Raw genomic sequence first — 21,698 nt, 5'->3', positions numbered from 1 at the left:
TGTCGGCCCCGGCTGATACCCGGTATCGCGTCCTAGTGTCGGTGACTGCAGCCCCCTTGCGGTTCTCGTCCTGCGGAGGAAGTCATGCGATTCGGCCTGATCTATCATCACCAGCTGCCGCGACCCTGGGAGGCGGACAGCGAGGAAAGACTGTTCACCGAGGCGCTGGAGCAGATAGAGCTCGCCGACCGGCTCGGGCTCGACTACGCCTGGGCGACCGAGCACCACTTCTTCGAGGAGTACTCCCACTCGTCGGCGCCGGAGGTCTTCCTGGCCGCCGCCGCGGCGCGTACGGAGAACATCCGGCTCGCCCACGGGATCGTCCACCTGCCGCCCGCGGTCAACCATCCGGTGCGGGTCGCCGAGCGGCTGGCCGTGCTCGACCTCATCTCCGGGGGCAGACTGGACTTCGGTTCCGGCCAGGGCAGTTCGCAGTTGGAGGTCGGCGCCTTCGGTATCGAGCTGCAGGACAAGTACACCCAGTGGCACGAGGCGCTGGAGGTCATCGTCCGGATGATGACCGAGACCCCGTTCACGGGTCACCGGGGCACATGGGTGGATCTGCCGCCGCGCAACATCGTGCCGAAGCCCAAGCAGAAGCCGCACCCGCCGCTGTGGCGGGCGTGCACGCGTCGCGAGAGCATCCAGGACGCCGCCCGTGAGGGCATGGGGGCGCTGGCCTTCTCCTTCGTCAACCCCGAAGAGGCCCGTGAGTGGGTGGAGGCCTACTACGACACCCTGGCGTCGGAGGAGTGCAGGCCGGTGGGGCGGGCCGTGAACGCCAACGTGGCGATGGTGCTGCCGTTCATGTGCCACGAGGACGAGGAGGTCGCCCTGGACCGCGGCCTGGAAGCGGCGCACTTCTTCTCGTACTCGCTGATGCACTACTACGTCACCGGTGAGCACCGACCTGGCGTCACGGACATCTGGGCGGACTTCCAGGCGGCCAAGGAGTCCCTGGGCTTCACCCGCGAACCCGTCGCCCCGAACGACGAGGACGTGCAGTCGCAGGTCGCGCAGGCGATGATGGACCAGGTCGGCATGCTGCGCCGGGGCATCGGCACGCCGGAGCAGATCCGCGACGTCATCCGGCGCTACGAGGCTGTCGGCGTCGACCAGATCATCTTCTCGGTGCAGATCGGCAAGAACAAGCACGAGCACATCTGTGAGTCGCTCGAGCTGTTCGCCCGCGAGGTCATGCCGGAGTTCGTCGAAGGCCGTGAGCAGAAGGAGGCCGAGAAGGCCGAGCGCCTGGTCGTGCCCGTCAAGGAGGCCCTCGGCCGGGTGGAGCGGAAGGCCGAGGACGTGTCGGACTTCTTCATCGCGCCCGAACTCTCCGCGGCCGGCTACGCCGACGAGGACGACGACTGACCGCTCGTCCGGTCGCACTGCCCTCGTTCCCCCGCGCCTCCGGGACCGGCCGCCCCTGCCGCGTCCCGGAAGCGTTGTGACACTCGTTCGACTCTTGACGAAAGGACAGTCGGTGGCCGTTGACAACGGTGCCTGGATCCGGCGCTTCCACCCGGCACCGGATGCGCCCGCCCGGCTGGTGTGTCTGGCTCACGCAGGTGGCTCGGCGTCCTATTTCTTCCCCGTCTCCCGGGCGCTGTCGCCGGTGGTGGACGTGCTGGCGGTGCAGTACCCCGGCAGGCAGGAACGGCGCTCCGAGCCCGCCTTTGAGGACGTGGGCCTGCTGGCGGACGCCATCGCCGAGCAGCTCGCGGCATGGACGGACCGGCCGCTCGCCCTGTTCGGCCACAGCCTCGGTGCCACCGTCGCGTTCGAGGTCGCGCTGCGACTCGAGGCGGGCGGCGTGACACCGCTGGCGCTGTTCGCGTCGGGGCGCCGGGCACCTTCCAGGCAGCGGGCCGAGCATGTGCACCTGGGCGATGACGAGCAGCTGCTCGCCGAGATCGTCAAACTCGAGGGCACCGACCCGTCGATGCTGCAGGACCCGGAGCTGGTCGGGATGATCCTGCCCGCCTTCCGCAGCGACTACAAGGCCGCCGAGACCTACCGGTGGCGGCCGGGAGCCACGTTGCGCTGTCCCGTGCACACCCTGACCGGGGACGCGGATCCGCAGGTCACCGTGGCAGAAGCCGAGGCATGGCACGAGCACACCACCGGCGCCTTCGAGCTGAAGGTGTTCCGGGGCGGCCACTTCTATCTCAACGCGCACGCGGCTGAGGTCATCGCGCTGATCCGGCAGCGGATGACGGCGCTGACGGGGAGTGTGACACCCCGTTAGCCCACGGTCCGGGCCGGGGGCGTGGACCGGTCCGCCCCCGATCCCGCCGAGAGCGTTCCCGGAAAGCCCGGAAAGCCCGGAAACGCCCGGACACCCGGCGCCGGCCTCGCAGGCGTCCGGTCAGCGGCCCTCGTGGATCAGCCCGGCAACGCGGAGCTCCTGCAGCCACCTCTCGATGACGACGAGAATCTCGGCCTGGTCCTCCCGCCAACTGGACGCGATCTCGTCCGCGGCGAGGTGGATGTCGCCGTCGTGGCGCTGCAGTGAGATCCAGGCGACCGTGTAAGGCGGCGGGTATTGAAACACCCTTGCGGTTCTCCCGCAGTGCAGAATCAGCCAGCCGTCCGCACTCACCGTCGCGTCGACTCCGTAAGTCCAGCGCACAATCATCCATGCCCTCCCCGACGAGAAATTCGGCAGTAGCGGTGTTCGAAATGCGTGAGGACGAGTACTGCTTCGGCGAACTCTTCGGTCACGGTTCCGGTCGACCGGGGCTCGGCCTGCCGAACGGCCTTTGTACAACCCTCTGTTGAGACGCAGAAGGTGGCTGGACGCCTGACTGTGTATGCTGTACGCTCTATAGCGTATGGTACACGCAGATCCTGTTCGACGAGCTGGTGGCGGCAAGGAGTGCGACGGAGTATGACCCACGATTTGGCGATCGAAGCCGAAGGACTGGTGAAGTCCTACGGCAAAGTACAGGTGCTCCAAGGTGTCGACATCGGCGTTCGGAAGGGCAGCGTGTTCGCGCTGCTGGGTCCGAATGGATCGGGAAAGACAACCACGGTCCGCATCCTGTCGACACTCACTTCCCTGGACGGAGGTCTGGCGAAAGTCGCCGGCTTCGACGTCACCCGGGAGGCCCGCAAGGTACGGCAGAGGATTTCGCTGACCGGTCAGCAGGCAGCGATCGACAAGAATCAGACGGGCGAGGAAAACCTCTTCATGATGGCCCGTCTGTGCGGCCTTTCTCGCACCCAGGCCCATGAGCGCGCGACCTATCTGCTCGAGCGGTTCGACCTCACCGAAGCGGGCGGCCGCCGACTGGGCACCTACTCGGGCGGTATGGCCCGTCGGCTGGACCTCGCGGCGAGCCTTGTCGGCGCGCCGTCGATCGTGTTCCTCGACGAGCCGACCACCGGCCTCGACCCGCGCAGCCGGCAGGCGCTCTGGGGTGTCATCGCGGACCTGGCCGCCAAGGGCCTGACCGTCTTCCTCACCACGCAGTACCTCGAGGAGGCCGACCGGCTCGCGGACCGTGTCGCGCTGCTCGACGGGGGCAGGGTCGTCGCCGAGGGCACTCCCGACGAGCTCAAGCAGCGGGTCGCCGGCCAGCGCCTGGACATCGAACTTGCCGACCGGCAGGCCTTCGAAGACGTGCTGGCCCTGCTCGGGAGCCGCGTGGTCGAGAAGGACCCCAACCTCCTGACCGTCGGGGTGCCCACGGACGGGTCGGCCGGTGAGGTCCGCGCCCTGCTCGACGAGGTGGACCTCGACCGCAGCCGGGTGGCGAAGTTCAACGTTCACAGCGCCACGCTGGACGATGTGTTCCTGGCGCTTACCGGTCGCACTGCCCCGAGCGCGGAGGCGGAACGAGTGAAGGAGACCGTCGGTGAGTGAGAGCCTCGTCCTGGAAACCGGGCCCCAGCCCCGGGGGACCGGGTCCAACCTGATGACCATGATCGGTCGCTGTACCCGGCTGACCAGCCGTGACGTCGACGCTCTCATCATGTCCCTGATGCTGCCGATCATGATGATGGTGCTGTTCGTCTACCTCTTCGGCGGGGCGATCCAGACCGGCGGCGACTACGTCACCTATGTCGCTCCGGGTGTGCTCCTGCTGTGTACGGCATGGGGAGCCGCCCAGACCGGTGTCGGTGTCGCCAACGACATGAGCACCGGCATCGTCGACCGTTTCCGGTCGATGGACGTCAGTGGCGCGGCTCTGCTCGGCGGACACGTGACGGCCAGCATCATCAAGAACATCGCCTCGACGGTCGTCGTGATCGGCGTCGCGCTGCTCATCGGGTTCCGTCCGAAGGCCGATCTGCTCCAGTGGCTCGCGGCGGCCGGCATCCTGGTGACGTTCATCCTTGCCATGTCCTGGCTCTCGGCAGTCGTCGGTCTGCTCACCAAGTCCACCGACGCCGCGGCCAGTTTCGCCTTCATCATGATGTTCCTGCCCTACGTCAGCAGCGCTTTCGTGCCGATCAACACGCTGCCCAGCTGGCTTCAGGGCGTGGCGAGGAACCAGCCGTCGACCGCCATCATCGAGAGCGTTCGCGGCTATCTGCTCGACCAACCGGTCGGCAACCACCCCTGGGTCGGGCTGCTCTGGTCCGGCGGCATCCTCGTGGTCTCGGTGGTGCTCGCCGCCGTCTTCTTCCAGCGGCGCGCGGACTGACGTGCCGCACCGCGTGAACCGGTCAAGGGGCGGCCCGTTGCGGGCCGCCCCTTGCCATGTCCGTCGTGGTCACGTCATCGACGTGACCACCGGGTGTGTCAGAGCTCCTTGCGCCAGTAGACCCCGACGCTGTCGGCGGGCTTGATCTCTTCCTTGATGCCGTGGGCATCGCGGTACTCGTGGACCGCGGTGCGGCACGGGGCCATGTTGTAGTCGTCGATGATGACGAAGCCGCCCGGGGAGAGCTTGGGGTAGAGCGCCGTCAGGGAGTCCATCGTCGACTCGTACAGATCGCCGTCCAGCCGGAACACGGCCAGCGAATCGATGGGCGCGGCCGGAAGGGTCTCGCTGAACCAGCCCTCGAGGAACTCGACCTGCTCGTCCAGCAGATCGTACGACTTGAAGATGGCGCGAACGGTGTCCGCGGACACGCTGAGTACGGTGTTGAGGTTGTGCAGTGCCATCTCCTGGTCGAGCGGGTGGCTGTCCTCGCCCGCCTCTGGCACGCCCTCGAAGGAATCGGCGACCCAGACGCGGCGGTCCTCGACCCCGTGCGCCTTGAGGACCGCCCGCATGAGGACGCACATGCCACCGCGCCAGACGCCGGTCTCGATGAGATCCCCTGGCACCCCGTCCGCCAGGGCCTGTTCGACGCAGTGCTGCACCGTGTCCAGCCCCTCGGGGCTGACCATGGTGTGGGCGGCGAACGCGGTCGGCTGCGTCTCGTTCGCGGCGGGTTCGTCTTCCGGGCCGGCCAGCCACGCCGTGGGGTTGTCCATCTGAATCCGGTTGGTGAGCACCTTCTTCAGCAGTTCCAGGTAGAGCATGGCATTCGTGTCGGTCATGTCGTCTCCTGCGAGCGGATGTCGTTGGCGCTGAGATGCCGTGCGCGTCGGCCGGCGCGGGATGGCACCGGACAGGGCGGGGCTGTGGGGAGACGCCCCGCCGGGAGCGCCGTGAACGCGGGCGCACTCGGGGCGGACCGTATCCGGATGAGACCTCGATGAGGCCCCCTGCTGTCCCCTAACCTCGGCGCCGGTGGCAGGAACGCGCATAGGCGTTGCGAACGACGCCGACGGCCACCGGGCGCGGGATGTCCGCGCCCGATGGCCGAGGAGGGGCAGAGGATGTGCCGGCCGGGGCCGGCTGGGGTCAGCGGCTCACCGTCACATCGGGCGGAGTCGTCTCGGACCGCACAACCGGTGCGGGCTGCCTGCCGAGTCGGCGGAACAGCGCGCCCGGCCACCAGCTTGCCCGCCCGATGTCGAAGGAGAGCGCGGGCACGAGCAGGGTGCGGACCAGGAACGCGTCCAGCAGCACGCCGACCGCGACGACGAGGCCGAACTGGACCATGTCGACGACCGGCATCGAGGCGAACACCGCGAAGGTCGCCGCCAGCACGATGGCGGCCGATGTGATCACACTGCCGGTCACGGAGAGACCTCGCCGAACGCCTTCCGCATGGCCGAGCAGCTCGGCCTCCTCCCGTACGCGGGTCATGAGGAAGATGTTGTAGTCGACGCCCAGCGCCGCGAGGAAGACAAAGCTGACCAGCGGAAGTTGCCAGGCGATGCCCGCATGTCCGAACACGTGCTCGAACAGCAGGCTGGACGCGCCCAACGCGGCGAAGTAGGACACGACGACGGTCGACAGCAGGACGAGCGGAGCGACCACCGCCCGGAGCAGAATGAGCAGGAAGAGCAGGATCACGCCCAGCACCACGGGGATGACGACCCGGACGTCGCGGCTCTGGGCCCGGTCGATGTCCAATGTCTCGGCCGTGGACCCGCCGACGATCGCGTGGGCCCCCGGCACGGCGTGCACGGCCGTTCGCAGATCCTCGATCGTGTCCCTGGCCGCATCGCTCTCGGGCGGATCCTCGAGGACGACATCGATCAGAGCACGGCGGCCGTCCGGACCGGGTGAGTCCTGGCCGACCTGAGCCCGGTCGACCTTCGCGAGCGCCGCCCTGACGGAATCCTTGGCCCCCGCGTCCGCGATGACGACGGCAGGATCGGACGCCCCGGACGGGAAGTGACGGGCAAGCTTCTCCTGGCTGGAGACGGACTCGGGCTTGCTCTGGAAGACATCGGACTGCCGCAGCCCCAGGTTCATGTCCAGAGCACTGAAGGCCAGGGCGCCGATCACCACAAGACAGCCGAGCCAGACCAACCGGGGTCGGCGCCCGACGGCGTTCCCGATCCGGGACCACATACCGGACGTGCTCCGGTCCTCCTGGCCCACCTTCGGCACGAACGGCCAGAAGACCCAGCGGCCGACGATGACCAGAAGCGCGGGCAGGATCGTCACCATGGCGATGTAGGCGCACAGAACGCCGGTGGCACCGACCAGTCCCAGACTGCGTGAACTCTGCATGTCCGCCAGGGCCAGGCAGGCGAGACCGACCACCACGGTCGCCGCGGACGCCAGGATCGCCGGGCCCGAGCGCCGCAGCGCGACCCCCATGGCCACGTGCCGGTCCTCGTGCCGGCGCAGCTCCTCGCGATAGCGGGCGATGAGCAGCAGGGCGTAGTCGGTGCCGACGCCGAACAGCAGGACCATCAGGAGGCTGGAACTGGCCGGATTCACGGGAAGACCGGCGTGCTTGGCGAGCAGGTAGGCCACACCCTGGGTCAGTACGCCGGCGAAACCGACCGAGAGCAACGGCAGGAGCCACAGGAACGGGCTCCGGTAGATCAGCAGAAGCAGGACGATGACGATCGAACTGGTCGCGATCATCAGGTTCACGTCAAGATTTTCGAACGCCTGGGTGTAGTCGTTCAGAAGGCCGCCCGGCCCGCCGACGGCGATGTCGAGACCGGCGGGTGCACCTTTCCCGGCCGTCGTGCGCATCTCCTTGACCGCGAAGTCGATCTCGACGTCGTCGCGGTTCAGCGGGACGACCATCATCAGCGCTTTCCCGTCCTTCGACGGGGTGGCCGGGGCGATGCTCTCGCCGCCCGCGACCAGCTTGGCGAACGCGGCGCGGTCGGACTCCGCCTTCTTGCGGTCCGCGTCCTGAATGCCGCTCTCGCGGGTGTAGACGGTGACCGCGGGCATCTGGTCCAGCGCCGAACTGTACCTGTCCAACTCGGCCATGACCGCGGTGGATTCCGCGCCGCGCGGCAGCGAGCCCGACGGGCTTCTGTCCTCGTAGTCCTCCAGGCCGCCGAAGACCGGAACGAGCAGGCCCGCCAGGATTAACCATCCGAGGAGGAGAAGCCACTTGGAGCGTCGGCCGCTCGGGACCTTCGCAAGAAGGCCCGTTGAATCACTCATGGTGAAGTACCTTTCCGTGCCCGGCGATTCGTCGTTGTCAGGGCACAGCTGCCCGGGAGGTCAACCACTCGCGACCGGAACCATCAACATGACGAGCGGGCTCAAGGCCCGCTTCTGCCTGTGCCGTGCCTTCTTGGGCTCACGCTTCTGCGTACGGCGCACGCGTATATGCTACGCAGTGCCGTCGAGGGCCGTCAAGCGTGTTGCGGGGCGTGTGGGAGTGAATGCTTCCGCACCGGAGGAATGGCATGCGACCTGCGGAAACGTGTAACCGGGGCGAGCGCGGCAAGGGCGGTGGGCGGCGGCGAGCAACGCCCCGCACCGGCCGGCCGGACCGGTCGGGGATGGTGCCGGTCGTGCGGGCACCCGGCGGCCGTAGAAGTCACTACCGTGAACGTGCCCCGAAGGTGGGGGAGTTGCGGCTGAGGGGGCACGGAAGGTGCCGGGCCGTCGAAGAGCCCGTCGGGCGTGATGCCGACGGGCTCTGCCCTCTCTGAAGCCCTCTCTGAAAGTCGTCGCGACGACCGGTCCATGGTCGCCGGCGGGGGAGATCAGTCCCGCGGCTGGTCGATGAGCACACCGACGCCGTCGAGAATGCGTTCAAGGCCGAACACGAACTCGTCGTCAGGACCGGCCGGCTCGTCCAGCACCCCGGCGTCGATCACCTTGTTGAGTGCGGGGAAGCGGTCGGGGCCGGTCAGTCTGCGGATGAGCTGGCCGTACGAGACCATGGCCGCGCGCTCGTCCGGGGCCTTCGCCATGAACGTCGCCTCGACATCGGCCGAGATGGTGGCCTCGCTCCTGGTGTAACCGCTCAGCAGCATGATCACCGAGAGCTTGTCGCCCTCAGCCAGCGGGGTGTCGCTCAGGCACTGCAGTCCTCGCTCGAGCCAGATGATCTGATTCGGTGTGACGGGCGGCCCCGTGATCGGAATGCGCAGTGCCCATGTGTGCTTGCGCAGGATGGTGTGCTGCTCCCAGGCCCAGCGCGACAGACCCTCGCGCCACCCCTCGTCGGCGGCCGCAGGCGGCGAGGGAGGAGTCTGGTAGATCGCGTCCATCATCAGAAGAAGCAGTTCGTCCTTCGATGTCAGATAGCGGTAGAGAGCCATGGTCGAGGCGCCGAGGTCGGCCGCCACGCGGCTCATCGAGACGGCCGACAGCCCCTCCGAGGCAGCGATCGCCACGGCGGCGTCGACGATCCGCGGGAGGCTCAGGCCGCGCTTCGGTCCCTTGCTCGGTCTCTCACGCAACCCCCACGCCTCGCCGAGGTAGCTCGGTAGGGCGGGCTCCCTGCTTGCGTCCATCGACTCCACTTCCTTTGAGCCCAGCCAGGGTCAGAGCTGGTCATTTCGTTCAGTGTAGGTGGTCGCCCGAACGTTGTCTGCGAAGGGTTGTCCCGTAACCGGAGGTCACGGCGCCGGCGTGACATGCCAACCATGCACGAGGTCTTTGGCCGAGAACGGCTCGACCGCCTGCTGTAGGGGAGACCCCAACAGGCCCGCCCCGCCGGGGTAGGGGTTGCCGGCCGACGTTAGGGGGAGGTTCCCGGCTGACCGGGTGTCCGGCGCGCGCTTGTATCGAGCCTCAATCGTAGAGAGGACACCTTGGTCATGACCGAGCACGCCGAGTCCGGCAGCACCGAAGGACCGCTCCCGGTGTTCCCGCTCGACCGCAGGAAGTGCCCGCTCTCGGTTCCTCAGGAATACGAGAACATGCGCGCCGGGGAACCGGTGGCCAAGGTCGTCAATCGCATGACCGGAAAGCCCGCGTGGGCGCTCACCCGGTACGCGGATGTGCGCGACGTATTGGGCGATCCCGCAATGAGCTCGAATGCCCGCAACCCCGGCTACCCCCATCAGTTCCAGGTGCCGGAAGAAATGCTGCCCTACATCGCCTTCCCGTTCGCAGCGATGGATCCACCGGAGCACACCGTGCGCCGCCGGATGGTGATCCCCGAGTTCACCGCCAAGCGGATCGCCGACCTGCGGCCGCGCACGCAGGCCATCGTCGACGCACGGATCGACGCCATGCTGGCCGGGGGCGGACCGCTCGACCTGGTCGCGGAGCTCGCCGTGCCGGTGCCGTCCCTGCAGTTCTGCGAGCTGATGGGGGCGGACCCGGAGCACATCGGCTACTTCCGGCGCTACGCCGAGACCACGACCGGCCGTGACTCCAGCCTGGAAGCGGTCGCCGGCGCGATCGCCGAGATGGACGAGTTCCTCGACGAGCTGATCACCGAGAAGACGCGTGAGCCCGGCGACGACCTGCTCAGCAGGATCGCCGCCAAGCTGCCGGAAGAACCCACACTCGAGCACGACGATCTGGTGGCCATCGCCCGTCTGCTGGTGATCGCCGGTTCGGACACCACGGCCAATGTGATCTCCCTGGGCACGGTCGTGCTGCTCGAGCACCCGGAGCAACTGGCCGAGATCCGCAACGACCCCTCGCTGCTGCCCGGCGCCATCGAGGAACTGCTGCGCTTCCTCAGCATCCTTGACTCGGCGACCGTGCGGGTGGCCACCCGGGACATCGAGCTGGCCGGCGGGGAGACCATTCGTGACGGCGAAGGAATACTCGCGCTCAACGGCGCCGCCAACTGGGACCCCGCGCAGTATCCGGAGCCGCACCGGTTCGACATCCATCGCGCGGTCGAGGGCCATATGGCTTTCAGCTACGGAAACCACATGTGCCCCGGCGCGAACCTCGCGCGGATGCAACTGGAAGTGGTGTTCCGCACGTTGTTCACCCGAATTCCGGGACTTCGCCTGGCGGCGCCCGTCGACGAACTTCCCTACATGTTCGATGCGCACGCGTACGGGCTTCACGAGCTGCCCGTCACTTGGTGAGGCAGGGCGAGGGAGATGCGCATCTCGGTCGACCGGGACGTGTGTGTCGGATCGGGAAACTGCGTCTTCTTCGCGCAGGGGGTGTTCGACCAGCATGCCGACGGTCGAGTACTCCTGGTCACCGATGAGCCGGACGAGGAAATGCGCGCCGCGACGCTGACCGCTTTCGCGAACTGTCCCGTCAACGCGATTTCCGTCGACGACGAATGAACCACGTCGCGCCCATCGGGGGCCGGGCGTGGGTTTCAGGGGCCCGACCGGTACGGCGCCGCTCTCGCCCGGCCCGCCGGGTGAATTCGACCGCATCACACGACCTTTCCAGGAATCAGGGTTCGGAGCAGAAGATGATCAAGATTCCCGCGGCGGACGGCACGCTGACCACCTACGAACCGGTGAACACCCCCGAGCAGTACCCGGCCGAGTCCGCCCCGTTCCGGACCCGCTCGGTACTGGCCACGGCACATGTGCTCGCCGACCCCCTGGCGGACAACGAACCGCTGGGCCCGGTGGGCCCCACCCCGCCTCCGCAGACACTGGACTGGGACGCCACGCTCGCGTTCCGCCGGCACCTGTGGTCCTACGGATTCACCCTGTGCGAAGGCATGGACACCGCGCACCGCGGCATGGGGGTGGACTGGCCGCTGGCCGCGGAGCTGATCCGCCGCTGCGGCGCCGAGGCGAAGGCGGTCGGCGGCCGGATGGCGGCCGCGGTCCTCACCGACCAGATCGGGCCGTTCGAGCCGTGCACGCTCAAGGAGGTACAGGGCGCCTACGAGGAGCAGCTGGAGGTCGTGGAGGAGGCCGGCGCCCAACCGGTGATCATGTGCAGCCCCCACCTCACCGTGGCGGCCCGGAGCTTCGACGACTTCGCCGAGGTCTACGGCCAACTCATCCGCCAGTCCAGCAGGCCCGTGATCCTCCACTGGATCACCTCGGAGTGGGACCCGCGCAACACCGAGTACTGGGGACACGAGGAACCCGAGCCCGCCTACGACGCCCTCCTCGAGATCGTCAAGGCGCATCCCGGCAAGGTCGACGGCGTCAAGATCGGGCCCGCGGATCTCGCGCGGCAGATCGAGTGGCGCGCCAAGCTCCCGGAGGACGTGAAGTTCTACACCAGCGACACCACCGACTACTCGCGCATGTTCGTCGGTGACGAACAAGGTCACAGCCACGCACTCACCCCCGTGATGGACGCGGTGATCCCCGTTGCCGCGCAGGCCTTCCGCGCGCTCGACGCCGGGGACGACGCGAGGGCGGGCGAACTGCTCGACGCGACCCTGCCGTTGAGCAGGCACCTGTTCAGCGGCGAGGGCCGCAGCATCTACTTCTTCCGGACCGGCGTGACCTTCCTCGCCTGGCTGTCCGGTCACGCCGACCACTTCCGGATGGTCTGGGGCGAGCAGTCTGCGCGCTCGGTGCCGCATCTGGCCACCGCGTACCGACTGGCCGACACACTGGGCGCCTTCCCCGACCCCGAACTCGCCGAGCAGCGGATGAAGCTGTTCCTCGCCGTCTCGGGGGTCGAGCAGTGACCACCGCACTCGTACTCGGCGGAGGCCTCGCGGGCCTGCTGGCCGCCACGGCACTCGCGGACCGGGTGGACGGCGTCACCGTGCTGGAGCGGGACAGGTTTCCCGACTCCGCCGCGCCGCGCCGCGGCCTGCCACAGGGCCACCACAGCCACATCCTGATGCGGGGCGGCGTCGAGGCGATCGACGAACTGCTGCCCGGCACCGTCGAGTTGCTCTACGCCGCAGGCGCCAAGAAGCGCGGGCTGCCCTTCGGCGCGCTCGCCCGCGGCCCGGAAGGCTGGATGGAGCGGCTCGAGACCGACGCGTATCTGCTGCTGTGCAGCCGCGACCTGCTCGACCACATCGTCCGTAGGCAGGTGCTGCGCAACAGCAGGATCAGTGTGCGCGAAGGCACCAAGGTGCTGGGGCTGACCGGCACCGCATCCCGGGTCACCGGGGTACGGATCGAGGACACCGGCCATGTGCGGGCGGAGCTGCCCGCGGACATCGTGGTCGATGCCACCGGCCGGGGCTCCGGCGCCCCGGACTGGCTGAGCTCCCTCGGGCTGCCCGAAGTCCGCGAGGACGTCGTCGACGCCGGGATCACCTATGTGAGCCGGTGGTTCGAGGCGCCGCCCGGCGCCAAGGAGGACTTTCCCGGCGTGATGATCCAGCTGACGCCCGGAACCGGGAAGCCGGGGAGAGGCGCCGGGCTGCTGCCGATGGAGGACGGGCGTTGGATTCTCAGCCTGTTCGGCAGCCGCGGTGGTGAACCGCCGTCCGACGAAGAGGGCTTCGAGCGGTTCGCCAGAGAGCGACACCACCCGATCATCGCCGACCTGATCGCCCAGGCCACCCCGGCCGGCCCGATCAGGACCTACCGCAACATCCCGGACCGCATTCGGCGGTTCGAGAAGCTCACCATGCCGGACGGTTTCGTGGTGATCGGCGACGCCGCGTCGGCGCTGAACCCCGTGCACGGCACCGGTATGTCCGTCGCGGCCCAGTGCGCCCGGCTGCTCCGCGACGAGCTGGGCAACGGAGGCGTACGGCCGGGTCTGGCCGCCCGCGTACAGGCCGGCATCGCCAAGATCAACGGTGGTGCGTGGCAGCTCGCGATCGGCACCGACCAGGGACTGCCGGACGTGCGCGCCAACGTCAAGCTGCGCGGCGGCGACTTCGCGAACAAGCTGGCGGCAAGGGTGGCCAGAACCGGCTGCCGCGACCGGAACGTGATCAACACGGTGTTCGGGGTGGCCTCGCTGGTCAAGCCGATGAGCGCGATGATGTCGCCCTCCTTCCTGCTCTCGGTGCTGCGCGGGCCCCGCAAGCCCGCGCTGCTCGCCGAGCAGGCGATCGCCCAGTTCCCGGAGTTCGACGGCCTGCTCCCGTACGGTTCGCCGGACCAGTCGACCCGCAGCAAGGCATGACCGGGCAGGCAGGCGGGCCGCGCGAGGCCATGCCGGTGGTGCCGTGGGTGGTGTCCGGCCGGGGAGAGAACGCGCTGCGCGGCCAGGCGGAGCGACTGGCGTCCTTTGCCGACGGTGGCTCCGACGCCGGCAGCACCGTCGACATCGGCCACTCACTGCTCACCACTCGCGCCCTGCTCGGGCACCGGGCCGTGGTGCTCGGCGCGGACACGCACGAGATGGCGGCCGGCCTGCGTCTGCTGGCCACCGGCGAACGCGAGGAGCCCGGTGCCGCCACCGTGGTCTCGGGTGTGGTGCTGCCGGACCCACGAGTGGCATTCGTCTTTCCCGGGCAGGGCTCGCAGTGGCGCGGCATGGCCCGCGAACTCCTCGACACCGCACCGGCCTTCGCCGGACGGCTACGGGAGTGCGAGTCCGCGCTGGAGCCCTTCGTGGACTGGAAGCCGACGGATGTGCTGCGGGACGCCGAATCCCCGCTGTGGGACCGTGTGGACGTGGTGCAACCGCTGCTGTGGGCGGTCATGGTCTCACTGGCCGGGCTCTGGCAGTCCTACGGAGTGCGGCCGTCCGCCGTCGTGGGCCACTCACAGGGCGAGATCGCCGCCGCGTGCGTGGCCGGCGCGCTGTCGCTGTCGGACGGCGCCAGGGTCGTGGCCCTTCGCAGCCGGCTGATCAGGGCCGAGCTGGCAGGGCTCGGCGGGATGATCTCCGTGCCGCTCTCCCAGGCGGACGCCGCACCCCGGCTGGAGCCGTGGGCGGACCGGCTGCAACTGGCCGCGGTGAACGGCCCCTCCTCCGTCGTCGTGTGCGGTGAGGTGACCGCGCTGGACGAGCTGTTCGCGCGGTTGACGGCCGAAGGGGTCCAGGTCCGCCGGATCGCGGTCGACTACGCCTCGCACTCGCACTACGTCGAAGCACTGAGGGACGCCCTGCTGGAGACCCTGGCACCGGTGCGGCCCGGCTCCGCCGAGATCGCGTTCTACTCCACGGTCACCGGCAGGCCACTGGACACCGCCGAGCTGACCGCCGACTACTGGTACCGGAACCTGCGCGGCACCGTCCGTTTCGCCGAGGCAACCCAAGCGCTGCTGGCCGACGGGTTCCGGGTGTTCGTGGAATCGAGCGCGCACCCCGTGCTGACCAGCGGTGTGCAGGACAGCTGTGAGGCCGCCGGGGTGGATGCGGCTTCGCTGGGCTCACTGCGGCGCGACGAAGGCTCCGTCACCAGGTTCGCCCTGTCGCTGGCGCAGGCGTACGTCCGGGGTGTCCCGGTGGACTGGACCCCGTTCCTTCGGGGAGCCAGGACCGTGGACCTGCCGACGTATGCCTTCCAGCGCAGCCGGTACTGGAAGAACGTGACCGCCACGGACAACGGCCGGTCCGTCGCAGGGCAGCGGGCCGTGGAACATCCGCTGCTGGCGACCGCGGTGGAACCGGCCCACGCCGGAGGCGTGCTGTTGAGCGGCCGTTTGTCCGCACAGGCGCAGCCGTGGCTGGCCGACCACGAGGTGTTCGGCGCGACGGTGGTGCCGGGGTCGGCGCTGGTCGAGCTCGCGCTCTGCGCCGGTGACCAGGTGGACTGCCCGGTGCTGGGAGAACTCACCCTGCGCGCCCCGTTGGTGCTGCCGGAACGAGGTGGTGTGGCCGTCCAGGTCTCCGTCGGAGCGGCCGACGAGTCGGGCGCCCGGTCCTTCCTGGTGCACTCAGGTGCCACAGAGGACGCGGGACCGTGGACACTGCACGCCGAAGGCGTGCTCACCGACGAACGAGACCCGACCGCCGAGCTCGACACGGACGGCGAGCGCGGCTCGGCCGGCGAGCTCGACGCGACCGACTCCGTATCCGGGTTCGACTTCACCCAATGGCCGCCCACCGGGGCCACGGTGGTGGACACCGCCGAGGCCTACACAAGCCTGTCCGCCAGGGGGTACGGCTACGGCCCGGCGTTCCGCGGCGTCACGGCGATGTGGCGGCGGGGCGGCGAGCTGTTCGCGGAAGTCGAGTTGCCGGAGGCCGCCCGGGCGGAGGCGGAATGCTACCTCCTGCATCCCGCACTGTTGGACGCATGCCTGCATCCCGCCGTGCTGGCCGACCCGGACGGACCGGCGAAACTGCCGTTCGCGTGGACCGGTCTGCGCCTGCACGCCGTGGGCGCGGGCGCGTTACGCATCCGGATCGCCGACGGGCCGGCCGGCGAGCGGCTGGACGCTGCGGATCCTGTGGGCAGGCCCGTGCTGTCGCTGGCCGCTCTGGCGGCCCTACCGGTGACCCCTGAGCAGCTGATGGCCGCACGCGGCCGTACCGGGGTCCAGCCGCTGCGACTGGAGTGGACCGACGTCACGGTCCGACCCGGCGAGCACGTCGCCGTCGCCGATCTCGACACCGTCCGTGCCACCGCACCGGACGACGCGGACGACGTACCCGAGGCCGTGGCCTGGCCGGTCGAGGCGAACACCGGCGACGTGCCGGGCTCCGCGCACGAGACGGCCCGGCGTGCGCTGGCCGTGATGCAGGACTGGCTGGCCGACGAACGGTTCGCCGCCTCGAAACTGGTCGTGCTGACCCACCGGGCGGTGTCCGTACCCGGAGACCGGCACACCGCCGACCTGACCGTCGCGCCCGTGTGGGGCCTGGTCCGCGCGGCCATCGCGGAGAACCCGGACCGGTTCGTGCTCGTCGACACCGATGACCACGCCGAGTCGGTCCGCGTACTGCCCGCCGCCCTCGCCTGCGGGGAAGCGGAGCTGGCACTGCGAGCCGGTGCGGTCCGGGCACCCCGGCTGATACGGGCCCCGCTGGTCGCAGAAACCCCGCCGCCGCTCGATCCCGACGGCACGGTGCTGGTCACGGGCGGGACCGGCGGGCTCGGCGCACTCGTGGCACGGCACATGGTGGTGCAGCACAACGTCCGCAGGCTCGTCCTGACCAGTCGCCGGGGTATGGACGCTCCGGGCGCCGCGGAGTTGGCGGCCGAGCTGGCCGGGCTGGGTGCCACGGCCGTCGTAGCGGCCTGCGACGTGTCCGACCGGGAGGCGCTGGCGGAACTGCTGGCGGGCATCCCGGCCGAACATCCGCTCACCGGCGTGGTGCACACCGCCGGCGTACTCGACGACGCACTGGTGGCCGCGCTCACGCCCGAGCGGTTGGAGGCCGTGCTCGCGCCGAAGACGGACGGCGCCTGGCACCTGAGCGAGCTGACGGCCGGCCACGACCTGGCCATGTTCTGCATGTTCTCCTCGGCAGCAGGCATGGTGGCGCCTGGCGGCCAGGGCAACTATGCCGCTGCCAACGTGTTCCTGGACGCGCTGGCCGCCCACCGCAGGGCCGCCGGGCTGCGCGGCCAGTCATGCGCATGGGGCCTGTGGTCCACGGGCACCGGCATGACAGGCCATCTCGACGGGACCGCGCTGCGCCGCCTGCACCGCCAGGGGTTCGGCACCCTCTCGGAGGCCGAAGGACTGGCGCTGTTCGACGCCGCGATCGCCTCCGACGTCACCGTTCCCGTACTGCTCAAGCTCGAACCCGCGGGGCTGCGGGCCCAGGCGGCGTCCGACGCTATACCGCCGGTGCTCCGCGGGCTGGTCCGCATGCCGCGCCGGCAGGCTGACCGGGCTGCCGTGAGCGCGACGCTCGCCGACCGGCTGCACCGCCTGCCGGTGGATCGGCGCAGGCCGGTGTTGCTGGAGCTGGTACGCCGCGAGATCGCGGAGGTGCTCGGCCATGCGTCCGCCGAAGGCGTTGCGCCCGACCGTGCTTTCAAGGAGCTGGGGTTCGACTCGCTGACCGCGGTCGAACTGCGCAACCGGCTCAACACCGCCACCGGTCTGCGGCTGCCCGCCACGCTGGTGTTCGACCACCCGACCGCCGCCGCGGTCGCCGAGCACCTGGTCGCCGTACTGGTGGGATCCGCGCGCCAGAGCGCGGCGGCCGTCGGCCGTGCGGGAGCGCAAGCCGATGACGAGCCGATCGCCATCGTCGCGATGTCCTGCCGCTTCCCCGGTGGAGTGTCCTCGCCCGAGCAGCTGTGGCGGCTCGTCGAGTCAGGTGTCGACGCGGTGGCGGAGTTCCCCCGGGACCGTGGATGGGACGTCGAACGGCTCTACCACCCCGAGCCGGGCGTGCCCGACCGAACGTACTCGCGCTCGGGCGGATTTCTGTACGACGCGGGGGAGTTCGATGCCGGGTTCTTCGGTATCAGCCCTAATGAGGCGCTGGCGATGGATCCGCAGCAGCGGTTGTTGCTGGAGACGTCGTGGGAGGCGTTCGAGCGGGCGGGGATCGATCCGGTCTCGCTGCGGGGAAGCGCCACCGGTGTGTTCGTCGGACTGATGTACCACGACTACGCGAACAGCTCCGCGACCGGCTCGATCGCCTCGGGCCGGATCTCCTACACCTTCGGGTTGGAGGGGCCCTCGGTCACGGTGGACACGGCGTGCTCGTCCTCGCTGGTGGCGTTGCATCTGGCGGCGCAGGCGCTGCGCGCGGGGGAGTGCTCCCTCGCCGTTGCCGGCGGTGCCACCGTGATGGCGACGCCCGAGGTACTGCTGGAGTTCAGCCGGCAGCAGGGGCTGTCGGCGGACGGGCGGTGCAGGTCGTACGCATCGGCGGCGGACGGCACGGGGTTCTCCGAGGGTGTGGGTGTGTTGTTGGTGGAGCGGTTGTCGGATGCGCGGCGTCTTGGGCATCCGGTGTTGGCGGTGGTGGCGGGTTCTGCGGTGAATCAGGACGGTGCCTCGAACGGGTTGACGGCGCCGAACGGTCCTGCGCAGGTGCGGGTGATCGAGCAGGCGTTGGTGTCTGCGGGGTTGTCTGCGGTTGATGTGGATGCGGTCGAGGGTCATGGGACGGGCACGGTTCTGGGTGATCCGATTGAGGCGCAGGCGTTGTTGGCGGCGTATGGGCGGGGGAGGGCTGAGGGTCGTCCGTTGTGGTTGGGTTCGGTGAAGTCGAATCTGGGGCATACGCAGGCGGCTGCGGGTGTGGCCGGGGTCATCAAGATGGTGCAGGGGATGCGGCATGGGGTGCTGCCGAGGACGCTGCATGTGGATGAGCCGTCGGGTCAGGTGGATTGGTCGGCTGGTGCGGTTGAGCTTCTGACGGAGGCGCGGGAGTGGCCGCGGGAGGGGGATCGTCCGCGGCGGGCGGGTGTGTCGTCGTTCGGGATCAGTGGGACGAATGCGCATGTGATTCTTGAGGAGTCTGGGGCGGTCGAGGCGGCGGAGGAGCTTCCTGACACTGATGGTGGGTTGCCGGTGGCGTGGGTGTTGTCGGGGAGGTCGCCGGGGGCGTTGGTGGGGCAGGCGGAGCGGCTCGGGTCGTGTGTGGCTGAGTGTCCGGCGTTGCGGCCGGTGGATGTGGCGTGGTCGTTGGCGGGGCGGTCCGGGTTTGAGCATCGGGCTGTGGTGGTGGGTGCGGATCGTGCGCAGCTTCTGGACGGTCTGGCTGGTGTAACCGGTACGGCTTCACCTGGTCCGGGTGGGAAGTTGGCGTTGTTGTTTACGGGGCAGGGGTCTCAGCGGTTGGGGATGGGCCGGGGTTTGTATGAGTCATTCCCGGTGTTTGCTGAGGCGTTTGATGCTGTGGTGGGGGAGTTGGAGGGGTTTCTGCCGGGGTCGTTGCGTGGGGTGTTGTGGGGCGATGACGGCGGGTTGGTCGAGGGGACGGGGTGGGCTCAGCCGGGGTTGTTCGCGGTTGAGGTGGCTTTGTTCCGGCTGTTGGAGTCTGCTGGTGTGCGGCCGGACTTTGTGGCGGGGCATTCGGTGGGGGAGTTGGCGGCTGCTCATGTGGCGGGGGTGTTGAGTCTGGCGGATGCGGCCAGGCTGGTGGCCGCGCGCGGACTGTTGATGCAGGGCCTTCCTTCCGGTGGGGTGATGGTCGCGGTCCAGGCGTCCGAGGCGGAGGTCGCACCCCTGCTGGGTGAGGGTGTGCAGATCGCGGCGGTGAACGGTCCGTCGTCCGTGGTGCTCTCGGGCATCGAGGATGCGGTGCTCACGGTGGTGGCGGGGTTCGAAGCGTTGGGCCGCCGGACCCGCCGGCTCGCGGTGTCGCACGCGTTCCATTCAGGGTTGATGGATCCGATGCTCAAAGAGTTCGCGACGGTGGCTGAGGGTGTGTCCTTCCATCGTGCGGGGATTCCGTTGGTGTCGGCGCTGACCGGGCGGCTTGCGGGTGAGGAGGTACTCGCCCCGCAGTACTGGGCACGTCACGCTCGGGAATCGGTGCGGTTCGCCGATGCGGTGAGCACTCTGGCGGGTTTGGGCGTTTCGCGGTTTGTGGAGGTGGGTCCGGATGCGGTGCTGACGGCCATGGCCCAGGACTGCCTGACCGACACCGACGAAGCCCTGCTGGTACCCACCCTGCGCCGGGACCGGGACGAACCCCACGCACTGCTCACCGCCCTGGGTGACCTGCACACCCACGGCACCGACATCGACTGGAAAGCCGTACTCGCAGGCCGCGGCGCCCGCCATGTCGACCTGCCCACCTACCCCTTCCAACGCCAACGCTACTGGCTGTCCCCGCCGAAGAGCACAGACATCACGGGCTTCGGTCAGGCCGCCACCGGTCACCCCGTTCTCGCCGCCAAGATCGCAGTGCCCGGGAGCGATCTCGTCGTACTGACCGGCAGACTGGACGAATCCCACCACGCCTGGCTCGGTGACCACGACCTCCACGGGAGGGTGCTCCTCCCGGCGGCCGGCTTCGCCGAACTGGCCCTGACAGCCGGGCGGCACGCGGGCTGTGGTCTGCTCGGCGAACTGACCGTGGAGACCTCGTTGGTCCTGGGCGGCGATCCGGTGACGCTGCAGGTGGTCGTGGGGGCCGAGGACACCGGGTCCGGAACCAGGCCGGTGGTGATCCACAGCCGCGCCGGTGAGGACCTGCCCTGGATCCAGCATGCCCACGGGACACTGGAACCCGCGGATCTCGCGCCCGCGAACGTAACCGGGCACTGGCCGCCCGCCGGTGCGACCCCGGTGGACGTGCACGAGCTCTACGAGCGGTTGCTCGCCGCGGGCTACGGCTATGGCGCGGTCTTCCAGGCCGTACGAGCGGCGTGGCGGCACGGCGAGGAGTCCTACGTGGAGGTGGCACTGCCGGCCGAGGCCGACAGTGAGGGATTCGTGCTCCACCCGGCCCTGCTCGACGCGGCACTGCATCTCGGCCGACCGCCGGCCGAGGACGAGCTGGTGCAGCCGATGGTGTGGCGGGGCGTGTCCCTCGACGCCACGGATGCGCGGGCACTGCGGGTACGGATCACGCCGAGCGGCAAGGGCGTCGCGCTGACGGCCACCGACGAGGCCGGGCGACCGGCGCTGTCCGTGGCGCAGGTGGTCAGCCGCACGGTCAGCCGGGCCGAACTCGCCGCCGAGGAAGCCCGGCCCCGTCCGCGGCCTCTCGTCACGCGGCCCGCGCAAGCCGGAGATCTGCGCGAACAGCTGGCTGAGATGCCGGAGAACAGGCGTGGGCAGGTGCTGCTCGAACTGGTGCTCACCCACGTCGCCGCAGTGCTCGGACACGGGTCGTGGCAGGACGTGGCGCCCGACCGGCCGTTCCAGGACCTGGGATTCGACTCACTGGCCGCGGTCGAGCTGCGCAAGGCGCTGAGCATCGCCTGCGGGCGCTGGTTGTCGCCCACGCTCGTCTTCGACCACCCGACCGCGCAGGACGTTGCCGAGTACCTGGGTGCGCAGCTGAGCGATGCCACCGACCTGGCGGATCCGGTGCTGGCCGAGGTCGACCGGCTCGCGGCACTGCTCACGGATGCCGCGCTGCAACACGCCGGGACGGACCGTGTCACCGCGCGGTTGGAAGCGTTGGTGCGCGACTGGCGCGACGCCATGGACCGGACCGACGGGACCACCGCCGCCTCCGCTGCCTCCGCCACCACCGATGACGACCACGACCTGGATTCGGCCTCCGACGACGAACTGTTCGCGATGCTGGACAACCTCCAGAGCTGAAGGACCATGG

General features: G+C 69.4%; 13 protein-coding genes. 9 read left to right on the top strand and 4 right to left on the bottom strand.

The window, feature by feature from the left end; all coding sequences use genetic code 11:
• Positions 1-84 precede the first annotated feature (84 nt).
• The gene (locus ACFU5O_RS31605) at positions 85-1,371 is read left to right on the top strand and encodes an LLM class flavin-dependent oxidoreductase (protein ID WP_384245650.1); all 1,287 of its coding nucleotides are present in this window, start codon (positions 85-87) and stop codon (positions 1,369-1,371) included.
• Positions 1,372-1,483: 112 nt separating this feature from the next.
• Entirely contained in the window at positions 1,484-2,248 is a 765-nt protein-coding gene (locus ACFU5O_RS31600) for a thioesterase II family protein (RefSeq protein WP_384245649.1), read from the top strand.
• Between the two features lie 120 nt (positions 2,249-2,368).
• Here the strand turns inward: ACFU5O_RS31600 and ACFU5O_RS31595 are convergent, their stop codons facing one another.
• Positions 2,369-2,638 (bottom strand): hypothetical protein, encoded by a 270-nt coding sequence (locus tag ACFU5O_RS31595; RefSeq protein ID WP_384245648.1) that lies wholly within the window; start codon positions 2,636-2,638, stop codon positions 2,369-2,371.
• A gap of 252 nt (positions 2,639-2,890) precedes the next feature.
• On the opposite strand from ACFU5O_RS31595, the gene ACFU5O_RS31590 reads away from it, so the two are divergent.
• Together ACFU5O_RS31590 and ACFU5O_RS31585 are read left to right on the top strand one after the other, a co-directional pair.
• Positions 2,891-3,868: an ATP-binding cassette domain-containing protein gene (locus ACFU5O_RS31590; protein ID WP_384245647.1), complete on the top strand. Its 978-nt coding sequence runs from the start codon at positions 2,891-2,893 to the stop codon at positions 3,866-3,868.
• A gap of 52 nt (positions 3,869-3,920) precedes the next feature.
• Positions 3,921-4,652, top strand: coding sequence for an ABC transporter permease (locus ACFU5O_RS31585; RefSeq protein WP_384245731.1), 732 nt, complete (start codon positions 3,921-3,923; stop codon positions 4,650-4,652).
• 98 nt (positions 4,653-4,750) lie between these two features.
• On the opposite strand, the gene ACFU5O_RS31580 is transcribed toward ACFU5O_RS31585, so the two are convergent.
• The 3 genes from ACFU5O_RS31580 to ACFU5O_RS31570 form a co-directional block, all read right to left on the bottom strand.
• Positions 4,751-5,497: a TylF/MycF/NovP-related O-methyltransferase gene (locus ACFU5O_RS31580; RefSeq protein WP_384245645.1), complete on the bottom strand. Its 747-nt coding sequence runs from the start codon at positions 5,495-5,497 to the stop codon at positions 4,751-4,753.
• A 307-nt stretch (positions 5,498-5,804) separates the two neighbouring features.
• Positions 5,805-7,931 carry an MMPL family transporter gene (locus ACFU5O_RS31575; protein ID WP_384245644.1) on the bottom strand — a complete coding sequence of 709 codons (2,127 nt, stop codon included), beginning with the start codon at positions 7,929-7,931 and terminating at the stop codon, positions 5,805-5,807.
• Positions 7,932-8,482: 551 nt separating this feature from the next.
• Positions 8,483-9,238 carry a TetR/AcrR family transcriptional regulator gene (locus tag ACFU5O_RS31570; RefSeq protein ID WP_384245643.1) on the bottom strand — a complete coding sequence of 252 codons (756 nt, stop codon included), beginning with the start codon at positions 9,236-9,238 and terminating at the stop codon, positions 8,483-8,485.
• A gap of 306 nt (positions 9,239-9,544) precedes the next feature.
• Here ACFU5O_RS31570 and ACFU5O_RS31565 point away from each other — a divergent pair, with 306 nt between their 5' ends.
• The 5 genes from ACFU5O_RS31565 to ACFU5O_RS31545 all read left to right on the top strand — a co-directional run bounded on the left by ACFU5O_RS31565 (position 9,545) and on the right by ACFU5O_RS31545 (position 21,688).
• Positions 9,545-10,780, top strand: coding sequence for a cytochrome P450 (locus ACFU5O_RS31565; protein WP_384245641.1), 1,236 nt, complete (start codon positions 9,545-9,547; stop codon positions 10,778-10,780).
• A 15-nt stretch (positions 10,781-10,795) separates the two neighbouring features.
• A complete protein-coding gene (locus ACFU5O_RS31560; RefSeq protein WP_384245640.1) occupies positions 10,796-10,990 on the top strand; it encodes a ferredoxin in 195 nt (64 codons plus the stop codon).
• Between the two features lie 134 nt (positions 10,991-11,124).
• Positions 11,125-12,315, top strand: a complete 1,191-nt coding sequence (locus ACFU5O_RS31555; protein WP_384245639.1) for a DUF993 family protein — start codon at positions 11,125-11,127, stop codon at positions 12,313-12,315.
• Positions 12,312-13,724, top strand: coding sequence for an NAD(P)/FAD-dependent oxidoreductase (locus ACFU5O_RS31550; RefSeq protein ID WP_384245638.1), 1,413 nt, complete (start codon positions 12,312-12,314; stop codon positions 13,722-13,724). The genes ACFU5O_RS31555 and ACFU5O_RS31550 overlap by 4 nt, the downstream gene beginning before the upstream one ends.
• Positions 13,721-21,688 carry an SDR family NAD(P)-dependent oxidoreductase gene (locus ACFU5O_RS31545; RefSeq protein ID WP_384245636.1) on the top strand — a complete coding sequence of 2,656 codons (7,968 nt, stop codon included), beginning with the start codon at positions 13,721-13,723 and terminating at the stop codon, positions 21,686-21,688. The genes ACFU5O_RS31550 and ACFU5O_RS31545 overlap by 4 nt, the downstream gene beginning before the upstream one ends.
• Positions 21,689-21,698 lie beyond the last annotated feature (10 nt).

The organism is Streptomyces sp. NPDC057445, from assembly GCF_042802855.1.
Classification (GTDB): domain Bacteria; phylum Actinomycetota; class Actinomycetes; order Streptomycetales; family Streptomycetaceae; genus Streptomyces.
The sequence above is the reverse complement of the archived record's forward strand: the minus strand, read 5'-3'. Positions and strand labels throughout refer to the sequence as shown.